At 58.9% G+C, this 17,964-nt stretch carries 12 protein-coding genes; all 12 read left to right on the forward strand.

Features of this window, described 5'->3' with window-relative positions; translation table 11 throughout:
• The first annotated feature begins 46 nt into the window (after nt 1-46).
• The 12 genes from HZ995_RS08110 to HZ995_RS08165 all read left to right on the forward strand — a co-directional run bounded on the left by HZ995_RS08110 (nt 47) and on the right by HZ995_RS08165 (nt 17,683).
• Nucleotides 47-1,054, forward strand: coding sequence for an AAA family ATPase (locus HZ995_RS08110; protein WP_209355176.1), 1,008 nt, complete (start codon nt 47-49; stop codon nt 1,052-1,054).
• A complete protein-coding gene (locus tag HZ995_RS08115) occupies nt 1,051-1,923 on the forward strand; it encodes a DUF58 domain-containing protein (protein ID WP_209355177.1) in 873 nt (290 codons plus the stop codon). Before HZ995_RS08110 ends, HZ995_RS08115 begins: the two co-directional genes overlap by 4 nt.
• Nucleotides 1,923-4,670, forward strand: coding sequence for a DUF4159 domain-containing protein (locus tag HZ995_RS08120; RefSeq protein WP_209355178.1), 2,748 nt, complete (start codon nt 1,923-1,925; stop codon nt 4,668-4,670). Before HZ995_RS08115 ends, HZ995_RS08120 begins: the two co-directional genes overlap by 1 nt.
• Nucleotides 4,667-6,706, forward strand: a complete 2,040-nt coding sequence (locus HZ995_RS08125; protein WP_209355179.1) for a hypothetical protein — start codon at nt 4,667-4,669, stop codon at nt 6,704-6,706. The genes HZ995_RS08120 and HZ995_RS08125 overlap by 4 nt, the downstream gene beginning before the upstream one ends.
• Before the next feature lie 149 nt (nt 6,707-6,855).
• Nucleotides 6,856-8,373 carry a 2,3-bisphosphoglycerate-independent phosphoglycerate mutase gene (gpmI, locus tag HZ995_RS08130; protein ID WP_209355180.1) on the forward strand — a complete coding sequence of 506 codons (1,518 nt, stop codon included), beginning with the start codon at nt 6,856-6,858 and terminating at the stop codon, nt 8,371-8,373.
• Nucleotides 8,370-9,506 (forward strand): murein hydrolase activator EnvC family protein, encoded by a 1,137-nt coding sequence (locus HZ995_RS08135; RefSeq protein ID WP_209355181.1) that lies wholly within the window; start codon nt 8,370-8,372, stop codon nt 9,504-9,506. Before gpmI ends, HZ995_RS08135 begins: the two co-directional genes overlap by 4 nt.
• A gap of 2 nt (nt 9,507-9,508) precedes the next feature.
• Nucleotides 9,509-10,837 (forward strand): S41 family peptidase, encoded by a 1,329-nt coding sequence (locus HZ995_RS08140; RefSeq protein WP_209355182.1) that lies wholly within the window; start codon nt 9,509-9,511, stop codon nt 10,835-10,837.
• A 108-nt stretch (nt 10,838-10,945) separates the two neighbouring features.
• Complete coding sequence (locus HZ995_RS08145) at nt 10,946-11,428, forward strand: RNA pyrophosphohydrolase (RefSeq protein WP_209355183.1); 483 nt, start codon at nt 10,946-10,948, stop codon at nt 11,426-11,428.
• An 84-nt stretch (nt 11,429-11,512) separates the two neighbouring features.
• Nucleotides 11,513-14,428 carry an error-prone DNA polymerase gene (locus tag HZ995_RS08150; RefSeq protein WP_209355184.1) on the forward strand — a complete coding sequence of 972 codons (2,916 nt, stop codon included), beginning with the start codon at nt 11,513-11,515 and terminating at the stop codon, nt 14,426-14,428.
• 97 nt (nt 14,429-14,525) lie between these two features.
• Nucleotides 14,526-15,002, forward strand: a complete 477-nt coding sequence (smpB, locus tag HZ995_RS08155) for an SsrA-binding protein SmpB (protein ID WP_209355185.1) — start codon at nt 14,526-14,528, stop codon at nt 15,000-15,002.
• Nucleotides 15,003-15,644: 642 nt separating this feature from the next.
• Nucleotides 15,645-16,502, forward strand: a complete 858-nt coding sequence (gene sseA / locus HZ995_RS08160; RefSeq protein ID WP_209355186.1) for a 3-mercaptopyruvate sulfurtransferase — start codon at nt 15,645-15,647, stop codon at nt 16,500-16,502.
• Nucleotides 16,502-17,683: an aromatic amino acid transaminase gene (locus HZ995_RS08165; RefSeq protein WP_209355187.1), complete on the forward strand. Its 1,182-nt coding sequence runs from the start codon at nt 16,502-16,504 to the stop codon at nt 17,681-17,683. Before sseA ends, HZ995_RS08165 begins: the two co-directional genes overlap by 1 nt.
• Nucleotides 17,684-17,964: the final 281 nt, after the last annotated feature.

Raw genomic sequence — 17,964 nt, forward strand, 5'->3', positions numbered from 1 at the left:
GCGCGATACACTTTCAGGTAGATAACTGTTTTTCAGGAGACTTGTCATGTCCGACCCCAAGGAAATGCTGCGCGACATCGAGGCGCTGGGCGAAAGGCTCGGGCAGGCGAAATCCATCATCTCGCGGCGTTTCATCGGACAAGAGAAGGTCGTTGATCTCGCCCTGGCCTCTTTGCTTTGTGGCGGCCATGCCTTGCTGATCGGCTTGCCGGGCTTGGGTAAAACACGATTGGTGGACACGCTGTCCACCGTGATGGGGCTGAATGGCAATCGCGTGCAGTTCACGCCGGATTTGATGCCCGCGGATATTCTGGGGTCCGAAGTGCTTGAGACCGGCAAGGACGGCTCCAAAGCGTTTAAATTCGTGCCGGGTCCGATCTTTTGCCAGCTTTTGATGGCGGATGAGATCAACCGCGCAAGTCCCAGGACGCAATCGGCGTTGTTGCAGGCGATGCAGGAGCGCAAAGTGACGGTCGCGGGCGAAGATCGCGCCCTGGACGCGCCCTTCCACGTGCTCGCGACGCAAAACCCGATTGAACAAGAGGGCACCTATCCGCTGCCAGAAGCACAGCTTGACCGCTTCCTCGTACAGATCGACGTGCCTTATCCCGACCGAGACACCGAACGCGATATCCTTTTGGCGACCACAGGGGCCGAAGAGGCTGAGGCCGAGGCGGTATTTTCGGGTGAAGAATTGATCGCCGCACAGACCCTCTTGCGGCAGATGCCGGTGGGTGAAAGCGTGATGGAGTTGATCCTTGATGTGGTGCGCGCCTGCCGTCCGGACGATGACAGCAGCAGCGCCCATATCCGCGATGTTGTGGCCTGGGGGCCGGGGCCTCGGGCGGCGCAGGCCTTTATGATGATGGCACGGGCCTGGGCCTTGTTGGATGGTCGCCTTGCGCCGTCGGCAGAGGACGTGATGGCCCTCGCAGGGCCGGTTCTGAAACACCGCATGGCGCTAACCTTCGCGGCCCGCGCGCGCGGTGAAGACATCACCAATGTGATCCAAAGCGTGGTTGAAACCGCAGACCGGAAAGAGGCGGCTGCGTGAGTTCACAGCCCCAGCTCAGACGGCGCGCCGAAGCTGCGGCTGCCAAACTGCCGCCGCTCTTGGCGCGGGCAGAGCATCTGGCGAATACCGTTTTGCTGGGGGACCATGGGCGGCGGCGTTCTGGATCAGGAGATGATTTCTGGCAGTATCGCCCACTGCAGGACGGCGACAGTTTTCGCATGATCGACTGGCGGCGCTCGGCCAAATCTGATGCGCAGTTTGTGCGGCAAAAGGAATGGCAGATTGCCCAATCGGTGAGCCTGTGGGTCGATGGGTCGGCCTCTATGTCCTATACATCAAGCAAAGATCTTGCGCCGAAATCGGACCGGGCTCAGGTCTTGGCTCTGGCCCTGTCGATCCTGCTGATCCGTGCCGGAGAACGTGTGGGGCTGGCGGGAACAGATCTGCCACCCCGTCGAGGGGATGGTCAGATCTGGCGCCTCTGTGAGGCGCTTTTGGCGCAGGGCGAGGGCGACTATGGCACGCCCGAAGCGCGCGCGATGATCCCACGGACGCGCGCTTTGTTTGTGTCGGATTTCATGGGGGACATCGCGGCTGTGCAGCAAGCGCTCGCCAAAGCCGCAGATCGCGGTGTGCGGGGCGTTTTGCTGCAAATTCTGGACCCGACCGAAGAAGCATTTCCTTTTCAAGGGCGCGCCATCTTTGAAAGCATGGGCGCGACGTTGGAACACGAAACGAGAAAGGCGAACGACCTGCGCGACCGGTATCTTGAGCGCCTTTCCGAACGGCGTGAAACTCTCGAACACCTCGCCAAAGTCACGGGTTGGCAATTCGCGACGCATCTGACCGACGCCCCCGTGCAGCAAGCGCTGTTGTGGCTCTATCGCGCCATGGAAGGGGAACGCTGATGTTCGGTCTGCCGCTCGCCTTCACCACGCCCTGGCTTTTGTCCGCCTTTGTCGCGCTGCCGGTTCTGTGGATTTTGTTGCGGGCCGTGCCCCCGGCACCGATCCGGCGGCGGTTTCCAGGCGTGGCCTTGCTGTTGGGACTACAAGACGACGAAAGCGTTATGGATCGCACGCCGTGGTGGCTCTTGCTGCTGCGCATGCTTTTGATTGCGGCGCTGATCCTTGGTTTGGCGGGCCCTGTTTTGAACCCCGAAGAGCGGTCAGACAGCGATGCGCCCTTGTTGGTTGTGCTGGACGGCGGCTGGGCCTCTGGCCCCGCTTGGGCAGAGCAGAGTGAGCTTTTGGAAAGCACGCTCAGGGAGGCTGACCGATCTGGACGAGACGCCGCTTTGCTGCGCCTCACAGATCCCCAAGCTGTGGGATTTTTGCCAGCCGGAGCCTTGGTGCGGCGCATTCCTGACGCCGCGCCCCTCGCTTGGCTGCCCGATGACGCAGACGTTCAGGCCGTCTTGGCAGAGATTGAAGGCCGTGCCTTTGATAGTGTTTGGTTCTCGGATGGGCTGGAGTTTGAGGGCCGTGACCGGCTGCGCACGGCCTTGCAGGCGGCAGGGCAGTTGCGAGTAGTCCAAAGCTCTGAACCTGTCTTGGCGATTCAGTCGGTTGGCTTTGATGACGGCATTCTGACGGCAACCGTGCGCCGGTCTGCGCCTGTGGCCTCTGTTGAGCGTCAGATAGAGGTGAAAGGTCTGGATCCCAACGGAGTCGACCGTACTCTGGCTCGCGCGGCTCTGCGATTTGATGGCGCGGATCTACAGACGGATGTAAGTTTTTCCCTGCCGTCGGAATTGCGCGGACGGATCACGCAATTTGCAATCGAAGGGCTGCGGTCTGCAGGTGCGGTTTACTTGACGGATGATGCGCTAAAGCGGCGCGAGGTTGCGATCATCTCGACCCGCGACGACCGTGAGGGTTTGGAATTGCTCTCGCCCAGCCACTATCTGCGGCAGGCCTTGGTCGAGACAACCGAGCTGATTGAGGCCGCAATTCCTGTTGTTATCCCCGCCAATCCAGACGTCATAATTCTGGCCGATATTGCGACGCTTGCGCCTGCCGAGGAAGAGGCTCTGATCGAATGGACGCAAGAGGGCGGCTTGCTGCTGCGGTTTGCAGGGCCTCAGATGGCGGCCAGCGATCTGAGCCGGTCTGAGGAGCACCCGCTGATGCCCGTGCGCTTGCGTGCAGGCGGACGCAGTGTTGGTGGCGCCATGAGCTGGGGCGAGCCAAAAACCCTCGCGCCCTTTACCGAAGACAGCCCGTTCTTTGGCCTGCCTTTGCCAGAGGATGTACGCGTCACAGCGCAAGTGGTTGCGCAACCCGATCCCAGCCTTGCGGATCGCGTATTGGCAGAACTCTCGGACGGTACACCTTTGGTGACGCGCAAAGCGGTTGGGCAAGGTCAGGTGGTGCTGTTTCACGTCTCGGCCAATGCAGAGTGGTCGGGGCTGCCACTGTCGGGTCTCTTTGTGCAGATGCTTGATCGACTGGCGGTCCTGTCGGCCAAAAGCGGCAGTGCGGCGGATGTGATGGACGGCACGATCTGGCAGCCGTTGCAGGTGATGGATGGGCTTGGGCGTCTGTCTGACGCCAAGACCTTGTCAGGGATTGCCGGAGAGGTGATTTCGCAAGAGGCCCTTGGGCCGGATGTGCTGCCCGGTCTTTATCAAAATGGCGAAGAGGTCTTTGCACGCAATGTCTTTGCGGCTGGTGACGGCCTTAAGGCATTCGAATGGCCTGCCTCTGTCACAATCGAAGGGCTTGAACAGGATGTGACCCGCGATCTAACCTCGTGGTTCCTGATGGCCGCTTTGGCGTTATTGGCGATTGATACGGTCTTGTCTCTGATGTTGTCTGGCCGTTTGTCCGGCCTGCGCGCGGCCCCCTCGGCGCTCGCTGCGCTGGCGCTTCTTGGTGCGACATCGACGGACCTTGGGGCTCAAGAGGCTCCGCGCCTCACGGATGAGATTGCGTTGGGCTATGTGGTGACCGGAGATCAGCGCATCGACGACATGTCATACGCGGGACTTTATGGGCTTAGCAACGTCTTGTTCAGCCGCACATCCATCGAGCCTGTTCCGCCCGAAGCGGTCGATCTGGAAACATCAGAGCTTGCTTTCTTTCCATTCCTATATTGGCCGATCAGCCCCGATCAGCCCCTGCCATCGGGCGAGGCCTATGCCAAGTTGAACCAGTATCTGCGATCCGGCGGCATGATCCTCTTTGACACCCGCGACGCCGACGTCGCGCGGCTTGGATCCGGCAGCCCGAACGGGCGCAAATTGCAGGCCTTGGCGCAGCCTTTGGACATTCCTCAGCTAGAGGTCGTGCCCAAGGACCATGTCCTGACGCGCACTTTCTATCTTTTGCAGGATTTTCCGGGTCGCTACGCCAGCCGCGAAGTCTGGGTCGAAGCGGCCCCGGCAGATGCCGCGCAAGTCGAGGGCATGCCGTTTCGCAACTTGAACGATGGTGTGACACCGGTGGTGATCGGCGGCAATGATTGGGCCTCGGCCTGGGCGACAAATGAGTTTGGCGTCTTTCTCAACCCCGTCGGGCGTGGCCTGCAAGGCGAGCGACAGCGCGAGATTGCCTACCGCTTCGGAGTAAACCTCATCATGCATGTGCTGACTGGTAACTATAAGTCCGATCAGGTCCACGTGCCTGCTCTGCTGGATCGGTTGGGCCAATGAGCAATTCCGTCCTGTTTGAGCCGCTGATTTCCTGGCAAATCCTCTATATCTTGGCCGCGATCTTAGCGCTGACGACGGGCTTTGCCGCATGGCGGGGTCTTTCGGGCTGGTTGCTACGTGGGCTGGGCGCATTGGTGATATTGGTGGCTTTGTCCGGTCCGGTTCTGCACCGCGAGGACCGGGCGCCTTTGTCTGATGTCGTTCTACTCGTGGAAGATGCCACGGCGAGCCAGTCGCTAGGAGATCGTGGGGGGCAAACCGCAGAGGCTTTGGCGGTGTTAGAACAGCGGCTTGCAGCACGTCGCAACACGGAAATTCGAAGGATCAAACTGGGTGACGGCGACGGTGATGCTGGCACAGAACTGATGGGCGCGATCTCTCAGGCGCTTGCAAAAGAGCCCGCCGGCCGCGTTGCGGGCATCATCGCAGTGTCAGACGGGGTTGTTCATGACATGGACGCCGCACCGACCTTGCCAGCGCCCCTACATGTTTTTCAAACCGGAGAGGCATCGGACTGGGATCGCCGCATCATTGTTCGAAACGCGCCAGCCTTTGGCATTTTGGGAGAGCCGATCACTCTGACCTTGCGCGTAGAGGATAGCGGCGCGGCGCCAGTTGCAGACTTTGCGCCACTGCAGATCTCGGTTGACGGCGCGCCTCCCTTGGATTTCACCATTCCGATCGGCGAAGACATCGACGTGCCTTTGACCCTAGCGCATGGCGGGCGCAATGTGATCCAATTCACGGTACCGAGTGCCGAGAATGAACTGACGGATCGTAACAATACCGCATTGATCCAGATGAACGGCGTGCGGGACCGGCTGCGTGTTCTGTTGGTCAGCGGGGAGCCTCATCCCGGCGGGCGTACCTGGCGCAATCTGTTGAAATCAGACAGCTCGGTTGATCTGGTGCATTTCACGATCCTGAGACCTCCTTCAAAACAGGATGGCGTGCCTGTGGACGAACTGTCCCTGATCGCCTTTCCGACCAGAGAGTTGTTCCTGCAAAAAATCGAAGATTTCGATCTTATCATCTTTGATCGCTATAAGCGGCGCGGGATCTTGCCCTCGGCCTATTTGGACAATGTCGTGCGCTATGTGGAAGAGGGCGGTGCGGTTCTTGTGGCAGCGGGGCCGGATTTTGCCTCTGCAGACAGTATTTATCGCTCGCCTTTGGCGCGGATTTTACCCGCAGGACCGACAGCGCTGGTGGTCGAAGAGCCCTATGTGCCGCTTATCAGCGACGTTGGCGCGCGCCATCCGGTGACGGCGGGATTGCCCAATGCGGGCGGCTGGGGTGAATGGTTGCGCCTCGTCGATGTTGCACCAGAAAGCGGGCATGTCGTGATGACAGGCGCCGGAGACCGCCCCCTGTTGGTTTTGGACCGCAAGGGAGAGGGGCGTATCGCGCTTTTGGCGTCGGATCAGGCGTGGCTCTGGGCGCGTGGGTATGACGGCGGCGGGCCTCAGCTCGAACTTTTGCGGCGCTTGGCGCATTGGATGATGGGCGAGCCCGAGCTTGAAGAGGAATCCCTGTCTGCGCAGGCCAATGGCCAGAGCATGCGTATTATAAGGCGGTCGCTGCAGGACACTGTCGGCGAGGTCGAGGTGATCACCCCCTCGGGCGAAACAAAGTTGTTGGCGCTGACGGAACAAGAACCCGGACGGTTTGAAGCGCGTTTTGAAGGCTCTGAAATCGGCCTCTATCGCTTGCGCAACGGAGATCAGGAGGCTGTCATCGGGCTTGGACCTGCGGCCCCCCGCGAGTTTGCTCAGGTGATCGCGACCTCTGCCATTGTGCAACCCGCTGTGGATCAGCTACGCGGTGGCGTGCATCGGTTGGAAGACGGCGTCCCGGGTATTCGCAATGTGCGTCTGGGTCGTCCGGCGAGTGGTCGAAACTGGATCGGGCTCGTGCCGCGCGAGGCCTATGAGGTGCAAAGCGTTGCGCGCATGTCTTTGATGCCCGCCTGGCTGGTTTTGTTGATCATTACGGCCTTGGTTGTCGGTGGCTGGCTGCGTGAAGGCCGTAGTTGAATTCTGACGACGTGCCGGAAACTTTGAAAGTTTCGGACGCCGATTTCTTTCAAAGAAATCGATTGCTCGCACACCAAGGGAAATAACGGTTCAAACCATCGGCGTGACAGGGTAAGACCCTGATTATTCCAAGCTGAGGAGCCTATCCAATGACTGCCCCCAAACCCGTTGTTCTCTGCATTCTGGATGGCTGGGGCCTCAGCGACAGCAAAGAGGGCAATGCCCCTCTATTGGCCAACACGCCCACGATGGACGCGATGATGGCAAGCTGCCCGTCCGCGACCTTGATTACCCATGGGCCTGATGTGGGCCTGCCGAGCGGTCAGATGGGCAACTCCGAAGTCGGGCATACGAATATCGGCGCAGGTCGCGTTGTCGCGATGGATCTGGGTCAAATCGATCTTGCGATTGAGGATGGCTCATTCTTTGAAAACCAAGCGATCCTTGATTTTGCAGCCCAGCTGAAAGCCACCGGCGGCACGGCACATCTCTTGGGCCTGATCTCTGACGGAGGCGTTCACGGCCACATCACCCATATCCTCGCCGCGATCAAAGCACTGACGGATCAAGGCGTGCCCGTCGTGCTGCACGCGATTGCCGACGGCCGCGACGTGGCTCCGCAATCGATAGAAAGTTACCTCTCTGCGCTAGATGGCGGTCTGCCCGAAGTCGCGCGGATTGGCACACTCACGGGCCGCTATTTTGCAATGGATCGCGACAATCGTTGGGAACGCGTGTCCAAAGCCTATGACGCCATGATCCACGGCCAGGGCCTCTCGGCGGCCACGATCGAAACCGCCATCAGCGAAGCCTATGGCCGCGACGAAAGCGACGAATTTATCCAGGCCACAGTTTTGGGTGACTATGCTGGCGCAAAAGACGGCGACGGCATTTTCTGTCTGAACTTCCGCGCCGACCGTGCCCGCGAAATCCTAGCGGCGATGGGCAAGCCCGGGTTTGCCGATTTCGACGTTGGCGCGCGACCCAACCTTACCATGTTGGGCATGGTCGACTACTCCGACGACCACAAAACCTATATGACCTCGGCCTATCCTAAGAAAGAGATCGTCAACACGCTCGGTGAATGGGTCGCAAAACAGGGCAAAACCCAATTCCGCTTGGCAGAAACCGAGAAATACCCGCATGTGACCTTCTTTCTGAATGGCGGCGAAGAAACCCCGTCTGAGGGCGAAGATCGTTATATGCCAAAGTCGCCCAAAGTCGCGACCTATGACTTGCAACCCGAAATGTCTTCGGCCGAAGTGACCGAGAAGTTCGTAGGTGCAATCGAAGCAGGCTACGACCTGATCGTCACCAACTACGCAAACCCAGATATGGTCGGCCATACCGGAGACCTGAAGGCTGCAATGGCCGCATGTACCGCTGTCGACACAGGCCTGAAAGCGGTCCAAGAGGCGCTCATCAAAGCAGGCGGCACCATGATCGTGACCGCAGATCACGGCAATTGCGAAGTCATGATCGACCCTGTCTCCAAAGGCCCGCACACCGCGCATACCACCAACCTCGTGCCTGTCATTCTGGTCAATGGCCCCGAAGGCGCGACGCTGAAAGCCGGACGCCTCGCCGACCTCGCGCCAAGCCTGCTTGACCTGATGGGCCTGCCTCAGCCTGAGGAAATGACCGGAGAGAGCCTTATTCAGCGATGAAACTGACCGCGCTTCTTCTTTCGCTGTCTCTCACAGCCTCTGCGGCCATTGCCCAAAGCGATGCGGCCAGCGAGGCACGTGACGCAGCGCGGGATCTGGAAGAAGCGGCCGTGGCTTTGCAACAGGCAGAAAGCTCTCGCAACCGGATCAAAGCGCTTACGCAGGTCGTGCAATCCTATGAGGATGGCTTGGCCGCTCTCCGCGAGGGCCTGCGCCGCGCGGTGATCCGTCAACAGCGCCTCGAGGCACAATTGGTGCAGCAAGAGGCTGAAATCGCGCGTTTGATCGGCGTTCTGCAGACGCTGGGCAACAACAACAGCCCGACGCTCTTTCTGCACCCGCAAGGCCCGACAGGTACTGCTCGCGCCGGTATGATGCTGGCTGATGTGATGCCCGCGCTCAATGCCGAGGCCGCAGAACTACGTGACGCCCTGCAAGAAGTCCGTATCCTGCGCGAGTTGCAGCTTGGTGCCGCCGACACCCTCCAATCAGGCCTCGACGGCGCGCAAGCCGCCCGTACTGCTCTGTCCAAAGCCATTTCGGATCGCACCGACCCGCCAAAACGTTTCGTCGAGGACCCGGTGCAAACCGCTCTCCTCATCGCTGCCACCGAAACCCTCGAAGGTTTCGCCAGCGGCCTCACGGATATGTCGCCCGAACCCGAAGGCCTCGCGCCGCTGCCAGACATCTCCCACCGCCGCGGCAAGCTAGACCTGCCCCTTGAGGCCGAGATTCTGCTGTACCCCGACGAGACAGACGCCAGCGGCGTCACCCGCCCCGGCATTACGCTGGCCACCCGCGCAAATACGCTGGTCTCAAGCCCTGTTGCTGCCACCATCCGCTATCGCGGTCCGCTTCTGGATTTAGACAATGTCATGGTGCTGGAACCCCAACCCGGCCTGCTTTTTGTCTTCGCGGGCCTTGGTGCCGTTTTTGGCGAGGTCGGCGAAGTCATCCCCACCGGCGCACCGCTTGGGTTGATGGGCGGAAATGATCCGAAAATCGATGCCATTCTGTCACAGTCTGGTGAGGGCTCTGGTCAGGACCGCACAGAAACGCTCTATATAGAAGTCAGAGATGGCAAGACCCCTGTTGATCCCTCAGAGTGGTTCAACATCAACAAGGATAGATGAGTATGAGAAGATTCGTCGTGGCCGCGCTGGGCGGTACTTTGGCCGGAATTCTGGCGACGACCCAGATTGCTGGCCCTCTGCTAGCCCAAGACAGCGCGGATAACGCAAGTGTATACGAACAGCTGGACCTTTTCGGCGATATCTTTGAACGCATCCGCAGCCAATATGTCGAAGAAGTCGACGAAGGCGATCTGATTGAGGCGGCCATCAATGGCATGCTGACGTCGCTGGATCCGCACTCCAGCTATCTGTCGCCAGATGACGCGGCCCAGATGCGTCTGCAAACCCGTGGTGAATTTGGTGGCCTTGGTATCGAAGTCACGCAGGAAGAGGGCTTTGTAAAAGTCGTGTCTCCGATTGATGGAACACCTGCTTCTGAGGCTGGCATCGAAGCCGGCGACTTCATTACCCATGTGGATGGCGAAAGCGTTTTGGGCCTGACTCTGGACGAAGCCGTCGACATGATGCGCGGCCCCGTTGGCTCTGAAATCATTATCACCATCGCGCGTGAAGGCGAGACCGAACCGTTTGATGTCTCCATCATCCGCGACACGATCAAACTGACGGCTGTACGCTCGCGCACCGAGGGCGACAGCATCGTACTGCGTGTCACCACCTTTAACGATCAAACCACGCCGAACCTGGAAGAAGGTATCGCCGAACAGATCGACGCGGCGGGCGGCATCGACAATATCAACGGCCTCGTGCTGGACCTGCGCAACAACCCGGGTGGCCTTTTGACCCAAGCGATCCGTGTTTCGGATGCGTTCTTGGAAAAGGGCGAAATCGTCTCGACCCGTGGCCGCTTTGTCGAAGATGGCGAGCGTTTCAACGCAACGCCGGGCGATCTGATGCAAGGCAAGCCGATTGTGGTTCTGATCAACGGTGGCTCTGCCTCGGCCTCTGAAATCGTCGCGGGCGCGCTTAAAGACCATCGTCGCGCGATTGTCGTTGGCACCAAGAGCTTTGGCAAAGGCTCGGTGCAAACCGTCATGCCTCTGCGCGGCGAGGGCGCGATGCGTCTGACCACAGCACGCTATTACACGCCGTCAGGCCGCTCGATTCAGGCGCTGGGCGTGTCGCCAGATATCATCGTGGAACAGCCACGCCGCCAGCCTCAGACCGAGGAAGAGGAAGAGCGTCGTACACGTTCCGAGGCGGATCTACGCGGCAGCCTTGGCAATGACAGCCTCAGCGAAGACGAGATCCGTCAGATCGAAGAGGACCGCGCCTTGGCCGAGGCCACGGCTCAGCTGCGCGAGGATGATTATCAGCTCGCCTATGCAATCGACATCCTGAAGGGTCTCAGCGCGCTGGGACCGCAGGAATAAGCCTAAAAACACAAGTCAAACGCCCTGCATCACGCGGGGCGTTTTTCTTTGCGCCTTGCTCCCGTTTCGCCCATGGGTTTTAAAGCCACCAAGACACAGGAGCCCCGCATGACCCCCGAAGAGATCGCCAAACTCCCCTATCGCCAGAATGTCGGCGTGATGCTGGTCAACGCGGCGGGCGAGGCCTTTGTGGGTCAACGTTTGGACAGTGAAGTTGCGGCCTGGCAGATGCCCCAAGGTGGGATCGACAAGGGTGAAGAACCCGCCGAAGCTGCCCTGCGCGAGCTTGAGGAAGAAACGGGTGTCTCGCCAGATCTGGTCACATTGTTGGCTGAGTCCAAAGGCTGGATCGCCTATGATCTGCCCCATGACATCGTGCCAAAAATCTGGAAGGGCCGCTTCAAAGGCCAGGAACAGAAATGGTTTCTTTATCGCTTCCACGGCACGGACGATCAGATCAATATCGAGGTCGATCATCAGGAATTCTCTGAATGGCGATGGCTGCCGGTGGATCAACTGGTTGCCAATATCGTGCCGTTTAAACGCGAAGTTTACGAGCAGGTCGTCGCGGAATTTACGCCCTACCTCTGACTTCATCTTGCAAAAAATACTCAGAATCCGACGGCGCTAATTTTTCGACTCCAAAAAGAACAAAGTAAGAACATATAATAGGGCATGCCGGTCGAACTCTGCGCCATGTCCAATTTTACTTTCCTCACCGGGGCTTCTCACCCCGAGGAGTACATGCGCCGTGCGCTCGAGGTCGGTCTAAGCGCCATCGCCATCGCCGATGATAATTCCGTGGCCGGCATCGTGCGCGCCTATACCGAGGCCAAAGATATCGCGCGGCGGGTGAAAGAACGGCAGCGCTTTGACGATGAACATGGGCTCATTGGGCCCCCCAAACCCTTAGACCTTCCCGATCCGCAGTCCTTCCCGATCTACGATGTCCCGCGCCTCATCCCCGCCGCGCGGCTGCTGTTTGAGGACGCGGGCCCCGTGGTGGCCCTGCCGATCAATCGCACAGGCTGGGGCAGTCTGTGTCGAATCCTCTCTCTCGGACGGCTTCGGGCCGAAAAGGGCAGCTGCATTCTCAGGCTTGAGGACCTTACGAGTCATCACGACGGCCTCCACCTGATCCTGCAACCTGCGCCAGATGCCCATCATCAGCCCCGCGGCGCGTCCACTTGGGAGCAGCAAGCCAAACGCCTGACGCGCCGCTTTGCAGGGCGTATCGATGTGATGCTCAGCCCCCGCTATGACGGGCAGGACGCGCCGCGGTTCGCGGCCATCGCGGAGCGGGCCGTGCATATGGGCTTGCCGACAGTGGCGTCTTGCACCCCGCGCATGCACCACGGGCGTCGTCGCAAGCTGGCGGATGTGCTGGCGGCGGTGCGCTCGGGGTGCAAGGTCGAAGCCCTGGGACGTGAGGCCTTAGCCCATTCAGAACACCGTCTGCGCAGCGCGCGTGATATGGCGCGGATCTTTCGCGATCACCCCGAGGCCATCGCTCGGGCGGACACGCTCGCGGGCTCGCTCACCTTCTCGCTGGGCGAGCTGCGCTATGAATACCCCTCAGAAGTCGCGCAGGGGGAAAGTGCGACAGAGCGCCTGAAACGGCTCGCCTATGAGGGTCTGAAATGGCGCTATAAATATGGCGCGCCTGAAAGGGTGCGCGGCATGCTGGAACATGAGCTCGCCCTGATCGCCAAGCTTAACTACGAGCCCTATTTCCTGACCGTCCGCGACATTGTCCATTTCGCCCGCTCCCGCGATATCCTCTGTCAGGGGCGGGGGTCTGCGGCCAACTCGGTGGTTTGTTACTGCCTCGGCATCACCTCGGTCAGCCCCGAAATCGGCACGATGGTGTTTGAGCGCTTTGTCTCCGAGGCCCGCGACGAGCCGCCCGATATCGACGTCGATTTCGAACATGAACGGCGCGAAGAGGTCATCCAGTGGATCTATGAACGCTATGGCCGTCATCGTGCGGGGCTTTGCGCCACCGTGGTCCATTACCGCGGTAAACGCGCCATCCGAGAGGTCGGCCGTGCCATGGGGCTGACCGAGGACACGATTTCTGCGCTGAGTTCGCAGCTCTGGGGCTTTTTCTCGGCCAATGGGCTGGAAGAGCACCGCATGCGCGAGATCGGGCTTGATCCAAATGACAAGCGACTCGTCCAAACCATGGCGCTGGTCTATGAAGTCATCGGCTTTCCGCGCCATCTGTCCCAACATGTCGGTGGGTTCATCGTCACTGAGGGGCGTCTGGACGAACTCGTCCCGATTGAAAACGCCACGATGGAGGACCGTACGGTCATCTGTTGGGACAAAGATGATATCGAAAGCCTTGGCATCCTCAAGGTCGACGTCCTCAGCCTTGGGATGCTGACTTGTATCCGCAAAGCCTTTGATCTGATGACGCGGCATCATGGCCAGACCTACACGCTCTCAAGCCTGCCGCAGGAGGATCCTAAGGTTTATGACATGCTCTGCGCGGCGGATTCCATCGGCGTGTTTCAGGTGGAAAGCCGCGCCCAGATGAATTTTCTGCCGCGCATGCGCCCGCGGCATTTCTATGATCTGGTGATCGAGGTCGCGATCATCCGTCCGGGCCCCATTCAGGGCGATATGGTGCATCCCTATATCCGGCGTCGGAATGGCGAAGAGAAGGTCGAGTTCCCCTCAGATGAGCTGGGCGAAGTGCTGGGCAAAACGCTTGGCGTGCCGCTGTTTCAGGAACAGGCGATGCAGATCGCCATCATCGGTGCGGGGTTTTCCCCGGAAGAGGCAGATCGTCTGAGGCGCTCCCTCGCGACCTTCAAGAAACACGGCAATGTCAGCGAGTTTCGCACGCGGTTCATGCGCGGCATGAAAAAGAACGGCTATGACGAAGAGTTTGCTGCGCGCTGTTTCTCCCAGATCGAGGGCTTTGGATCCTATGGTTTCCCCGAAAGCCATGCGGCCAGCTTTGCCTTGTTGGTCTACGCCTCCGCCTGGATCAAATGCCACCATCCCGGGATCTTTGCCTGTGCGCTGCTCAATTCCCAGCCCATGGGGTTCTATGCTCCCGCCCAGATCGTGCGAGATGCGCGCGAGCATGGGGTCACGGTCAGGCCTGTCGATATCAACGAAAGCTTTTGGGACAACGTCATGGAGCCTGACGGGCAGGGCGGTCTGGCGCTGCGTCTTGGGTTTCGTCAGATCAAAGGCATTCGCGAAGAAGACGCCGCCTGGATCACCGCCGCGCGCGGCAATGGTTATCTGAGTGTCGAAGAGGTCTGGCGGCGGGCAGGGATAGGCCCTGCGGTCATCACTCGGCTGGCTGAGGCGGATGTTTTCTCAGGGCTTGGTTTCGTGCGCCGCGAGGCCCTGTGGGAGGCCAAGGCGATCCGGTCTGACAAGCCTCTGCCGCTGTTTGAGGCGGATATGGACGGCGAGGCGATCTTTGAAGCGCCTGCAAGCCTGCCTGAAATGACCTTGGGCGAGCAGGTGGTGGAGGATTACGTTGCCATGCGGCTGAGCCTAAAGGCCCATCCAGTTGCGCTGTTGCGGGACCAACTGACGCCAGTGAAGGGGGCTCCGGCAGAATGAGTATTTGGGGCAAGATGAAGGTTGATTGCCCCAGTCCGGCCCCCATATGGGGAATCCGATGGACAGCCCAAAGCTGCAGATGTAAGCAAACCCGACCATGGCTAAGAAACCTAAATCAGATCCCAACTACAAAGTGATCGCCGAGAACCGGCGGGCGCGGTTTGACTATGCCATTGAGGATGACATCGAATGCGGCGTCGTGCTGATGGGGTCAGAGGTTAAAAGCCTGCGCAACGGCGGCTCTAACATTGCCGAGAGCTATGCCGAGGTGAAAGACGGTGAGCTTTGGCTCGTGAACTCTTATATCGCGCCCTATGATCGGGCGATGTTTGCGCATCTGGAACGGCGTCGCCGCAAGCTCTTGGTGAGCAAACGCGAACTTGCGCGCCTTTGGAATGAGACCCAGCGCAAAGGCATGACCATTGTGCCGCTTGTTATGTATTTCAATCACAAGGGCTATGTGAAGCTGAAGGTCGGCATCGCCAAAGGTAAAAAGCTGCACGACAAACGCGCCACAGAGGCGAAGCGCGATTGGGGCCGTCAGAAACAGCGTCTGTTGCGGCACGGTGACTAATCTCGGACGGGGTTAGATCCAAAATCCATCCAGCAATCCTGACGTCGCGTAAGCGCGTCCAGAGTTGAGCAACACAAAGATAGAAATTTACGCATATGAGGCGCCAGAAATGAAAATCCCCACGCTGCGCGGGGCAGCATGGGGGTACTCGTAACTCCCTGGCACTCGTATTTCGGTCCGCATCAGAGGCGGAATTCCTGAGATTCTGGGGCGCTTTTTGCCATATAATTCATATGATTAAGCGCGCACGCAACGGCATAAAAACAATCTTACCGCGTCTTACCCACCAATTTTAGCCTTTAATCAGTAACTTGGAAACAGGTTTCTTGAGACTTCTTGTGCAGTTGAAAAGCTATTGTACAGATTAATACGCTGGAACTATCTGAAAAACAAAGCGCGCAAAAGCACTTAGGCGGACTTCGACGACGATAAGCAATCTCATTGTTCACAATCATCGAACCCGCGACCAATTAATTGTGTCGAGAACGTCCTGTGCTGAGGCGCACGTAAAGGTTGTATTTGCGTATGACCCTCACCCGGTGATTCTAATTTGCACGCGCTGAACGGGGAAATTTGAGGAGTTCCCTTGCGACTCTATCCCTCTGGTAGTAGGCAAAGCCAGATTTCCTCAAAAGGTGCAGCATGGCACAGGATGATCCAAAAACGATTGTCTCGACGGCTTGGTTGAATGCCAATCTCAAGGACCCAGATCTTCGTATTCTGGATGCCTCTTGGTATTTGCCGACCGAGTCTCGGGATCCGAAAACGGAATTTGACGCAAGCCATATTCCAGGCGCGCGGTTCTTTGACATCGAAGATATCTCTGACCACCGTTCAAACTTGCCCCATATGGTGCCACCAGTGGAAAAGTTTCTGTCGCGCATTCGCGAATTGGGCGTAGGCGATGGGCACCAGATCGTTGTCTATGACGGCGCGGGGCTGTTTTCCGCCGCGCGTGTATGGTGGCTGTTCAAGTTGATGGGCCACGACAATATCGCCGTGCTTGACGGAGGCTTGCCAAAATGGACCGCCGAGGGACGGCCTGTCTCCAACGAGCCTCCGGTGATCCGAGATCGCCATATGTTTGCGCGTCCGCGTTATGAGATGGTTAAGGATGTGACCGAGGTTAGCCGGGCCTCTAAGTTGATGGACTATGTGATCATCGATGCCCGCGCCGCTGATCGGTTTAAAGGCGAGGCCGCCGAGCCCCGACCAGGCATGCGGGCGGGTCATATCCCGAACTCGCGCAATGTGCCGTTCAGCACCCTGTTGAACGCTGATAAAACCATGAAAGACCCCGAGGTTTTGAAAGAAATCTTCGAAGCAGCCGGGGTTGATCTGGCAAAACCCGCAATCACCTCTTGCGGCTCTGGTGTGACAGCCGCGGTGCTCTGTCTTGCCATGGAGCGCTTTGGTAAGACTGATCATTCCCTTTACGATGGATCTTGGACTGAATGGGGCGCCTTCCCCACAGTTCCTATTGCGACTGGAGACGCATAATGCTGAGCAACCTCAAAGCACAACCGGCAGACAAAATCCTGACCCTGATGGCGGCCTATCGCGAAGATCCGCGTCCTGCCAAAGTGGATCTGGGCGTTGGCGTCTACAAAAACGCAGAGGGCGTGACGCCTGTTATGCGGGCTGTGAAAGAAGCAGAGCGCCGTCTGGTGGAGACACAGGAAAGCAAGAGCTATGTGGCTCTGGCAGGCGACCCTGCCTATGCGGATGCGATGATCGGCCTGATTCTGGGCGAGAGCGTCGCGCGCGACTCCATCGCAGCGGTGGCCACTCCGGGTGGCACGGGTGCCGTGCGTCAGGCGTTTGAACTGATCAAGATCGCAAATCCTGCCGCTAAAGTGCACGTGTCCAACCCAACCTGGCCAAACCACGTGTCGATCCTGAAGTATGTGGGCATCGAGGCGGTTCCCTACCGCTACTTTGACACGGAAACACGCGGTGTTGATTTCGAGGGCATGCTTGAGGATCTCGGCAAGGCTGCAGAGGGCGATGTCGTTCTGCTGCATGGCTGCTGCCACAACCCTACCGGCGCGAATCTGAACCTGACGCAGTGGCAGAAGGTTGTGGATCTAATCAACGAGAAAAAACTGCTGGCGATGGTCGATATCGCCTATCAGGGTTTTGGCGACGGTCTGGAAGAAGACGCGCAGGCTGTGCGCCTTGTGGCCTCCTCGGTCGCGAATGTTCTGATCGCGGGCAGCTGTTCCAAGAACTTCGGCATTTATCGTGAACGTACCGGCATTCTGATGGCGATCTCGGCTGACGCTGAAACGCCGATTGTGCAACAGAACCTAAACTTCCTGAACCGCCAGAACTATTCCTTCCCACCGGATCACGGTGCGCGTGTTGTGACCACTATTCTGACGGATCCAGAGCTGCGTGCCGATTGGGCTGCCGAACTCGAAGAGGTGCGCCTCTCGATGCTGGGGCTGCGGGAGCAACTGGCCGAGGAGCTGCGGGAGCGTTCCGGTTCTGATCGCTTTGGCTTTATCGCCCAGCACCGTGGAATGTTCAGTCAAATCGGCACAACACCAGAGCTGGTGGAAAAAATGCGCGTGGACAGCGCGATCTATATGGTCAGCGACAGCCGCATGAATATCGCGGGACTGAACGACAAATCCGTGCCTGTTCTGGCGAAGGCGATCGTCGACGCAGGCGTCTAAACGCTTTGACAAAGTCTTGAGAAGGCGCTCGCGTGCGGGCGCTTTTTCTTTTTTAGAAATATTTTTCAAATATGCGACGGAAAGCACCGCGCCCCGCGTATCACCTTCATACAGCAAAGAGAACGAGACCCGACCTCGAGCAGAAAGCGGGCCGTGTTCAACCTGTCCCCGAGACACGGCCTTCCCCCGTGTCACCCGGCCGCTCCCCAAAAGTTGGCCACTTCCCTTGGTGACACATCGCCCGGGCCCTGTGCCCGGGCGCGTTTCGTGATACTAGCAGC

This window comes from Cognatishimia activa, assembly GCF_017798205.1.
In the GTDB taxonomy this organism is placed as follows: domain Bacteria; phylum Pseudomonadota; class Alphaproteobacteria; order Rhodobacterales; family Rhodobacteraceae; genus Cognatishimia; species Cognatishimia activa_A.

Coding starts and splice junctions, on each gene's coding strand:
- HZ995_RS08110 (WP_209355176.1), top strand. CDS start 47: ATGTCCGACCCCAAGGAAATGCTGCGCGACATCGAGGCGCTGGGCGAA.
- HZ995_RS08120 (WP_209355178.1), top strand. CDS start 1,923: ATGTTCGGTCTGCCGCTCGCCTTCACCACGCCCTGGCTTTTGTCCGCC.
- HZ995_RS08125 (WP_209355179.1), top strand. CDS start 4,667: ATGAGCAATTCCGTCCTGTTTGAGCCGCTGATTTCCTGGCAAATCCTC.
- gpmI (WP_209355180.1), top strand. CDS start 6,856: ATGACTGCCCCCAAACCCGTTGTTCTCTGCATTCTGGATGGCTGGGGC.
- HZ995_RS08135 (WP_209355181.1), top strand. CDS start 8,370: ATGAAACTGACCGCGCTTCTTCTTTCGCTGTCTCTCACAGCCTCTGCG.
- HZ995_RS08140 (WP_209355182.1), top strand. CDS start 9,509: ATGAGAAGATTCGTCGTGGCCGCGCTGGGCGGTACTTTGGCCGGAATT.
- HZ995_RS08145 (WP_209355183.1), top strand. CDS start 10,946: ATGACCCCCGAAGAGATCGCCAAACTCCCCTATCGCCAGAATGTCGGC.
- HZ995_RS08150 (WP_209355184.1), top strand. CDS start 11,513: ATGCCGGTCGAACTCTGCGCCATGTCCAATTTTACTTTCCTCACCGGG.
- smpB (WP_209355185.1), top strand. CDS start 14,526: ATGGCTAAGAAACCTAAATCAGATCCCAACTACAAAGTGATCGCCGAG.
- sseA (WP_209355186.1), top strand. CDS start 15,645: ATGGCACAGGATGATCCAAAAACGATTGTCTCGACGGCTTGGTTGAAT.
- HZ995_RS08165 (WP_209355187.1), top strand. CDS start 16,502: ATGCTGAGCAACCTCAAAGCACAACCGGCAGACAAAATCCTGACCCTG.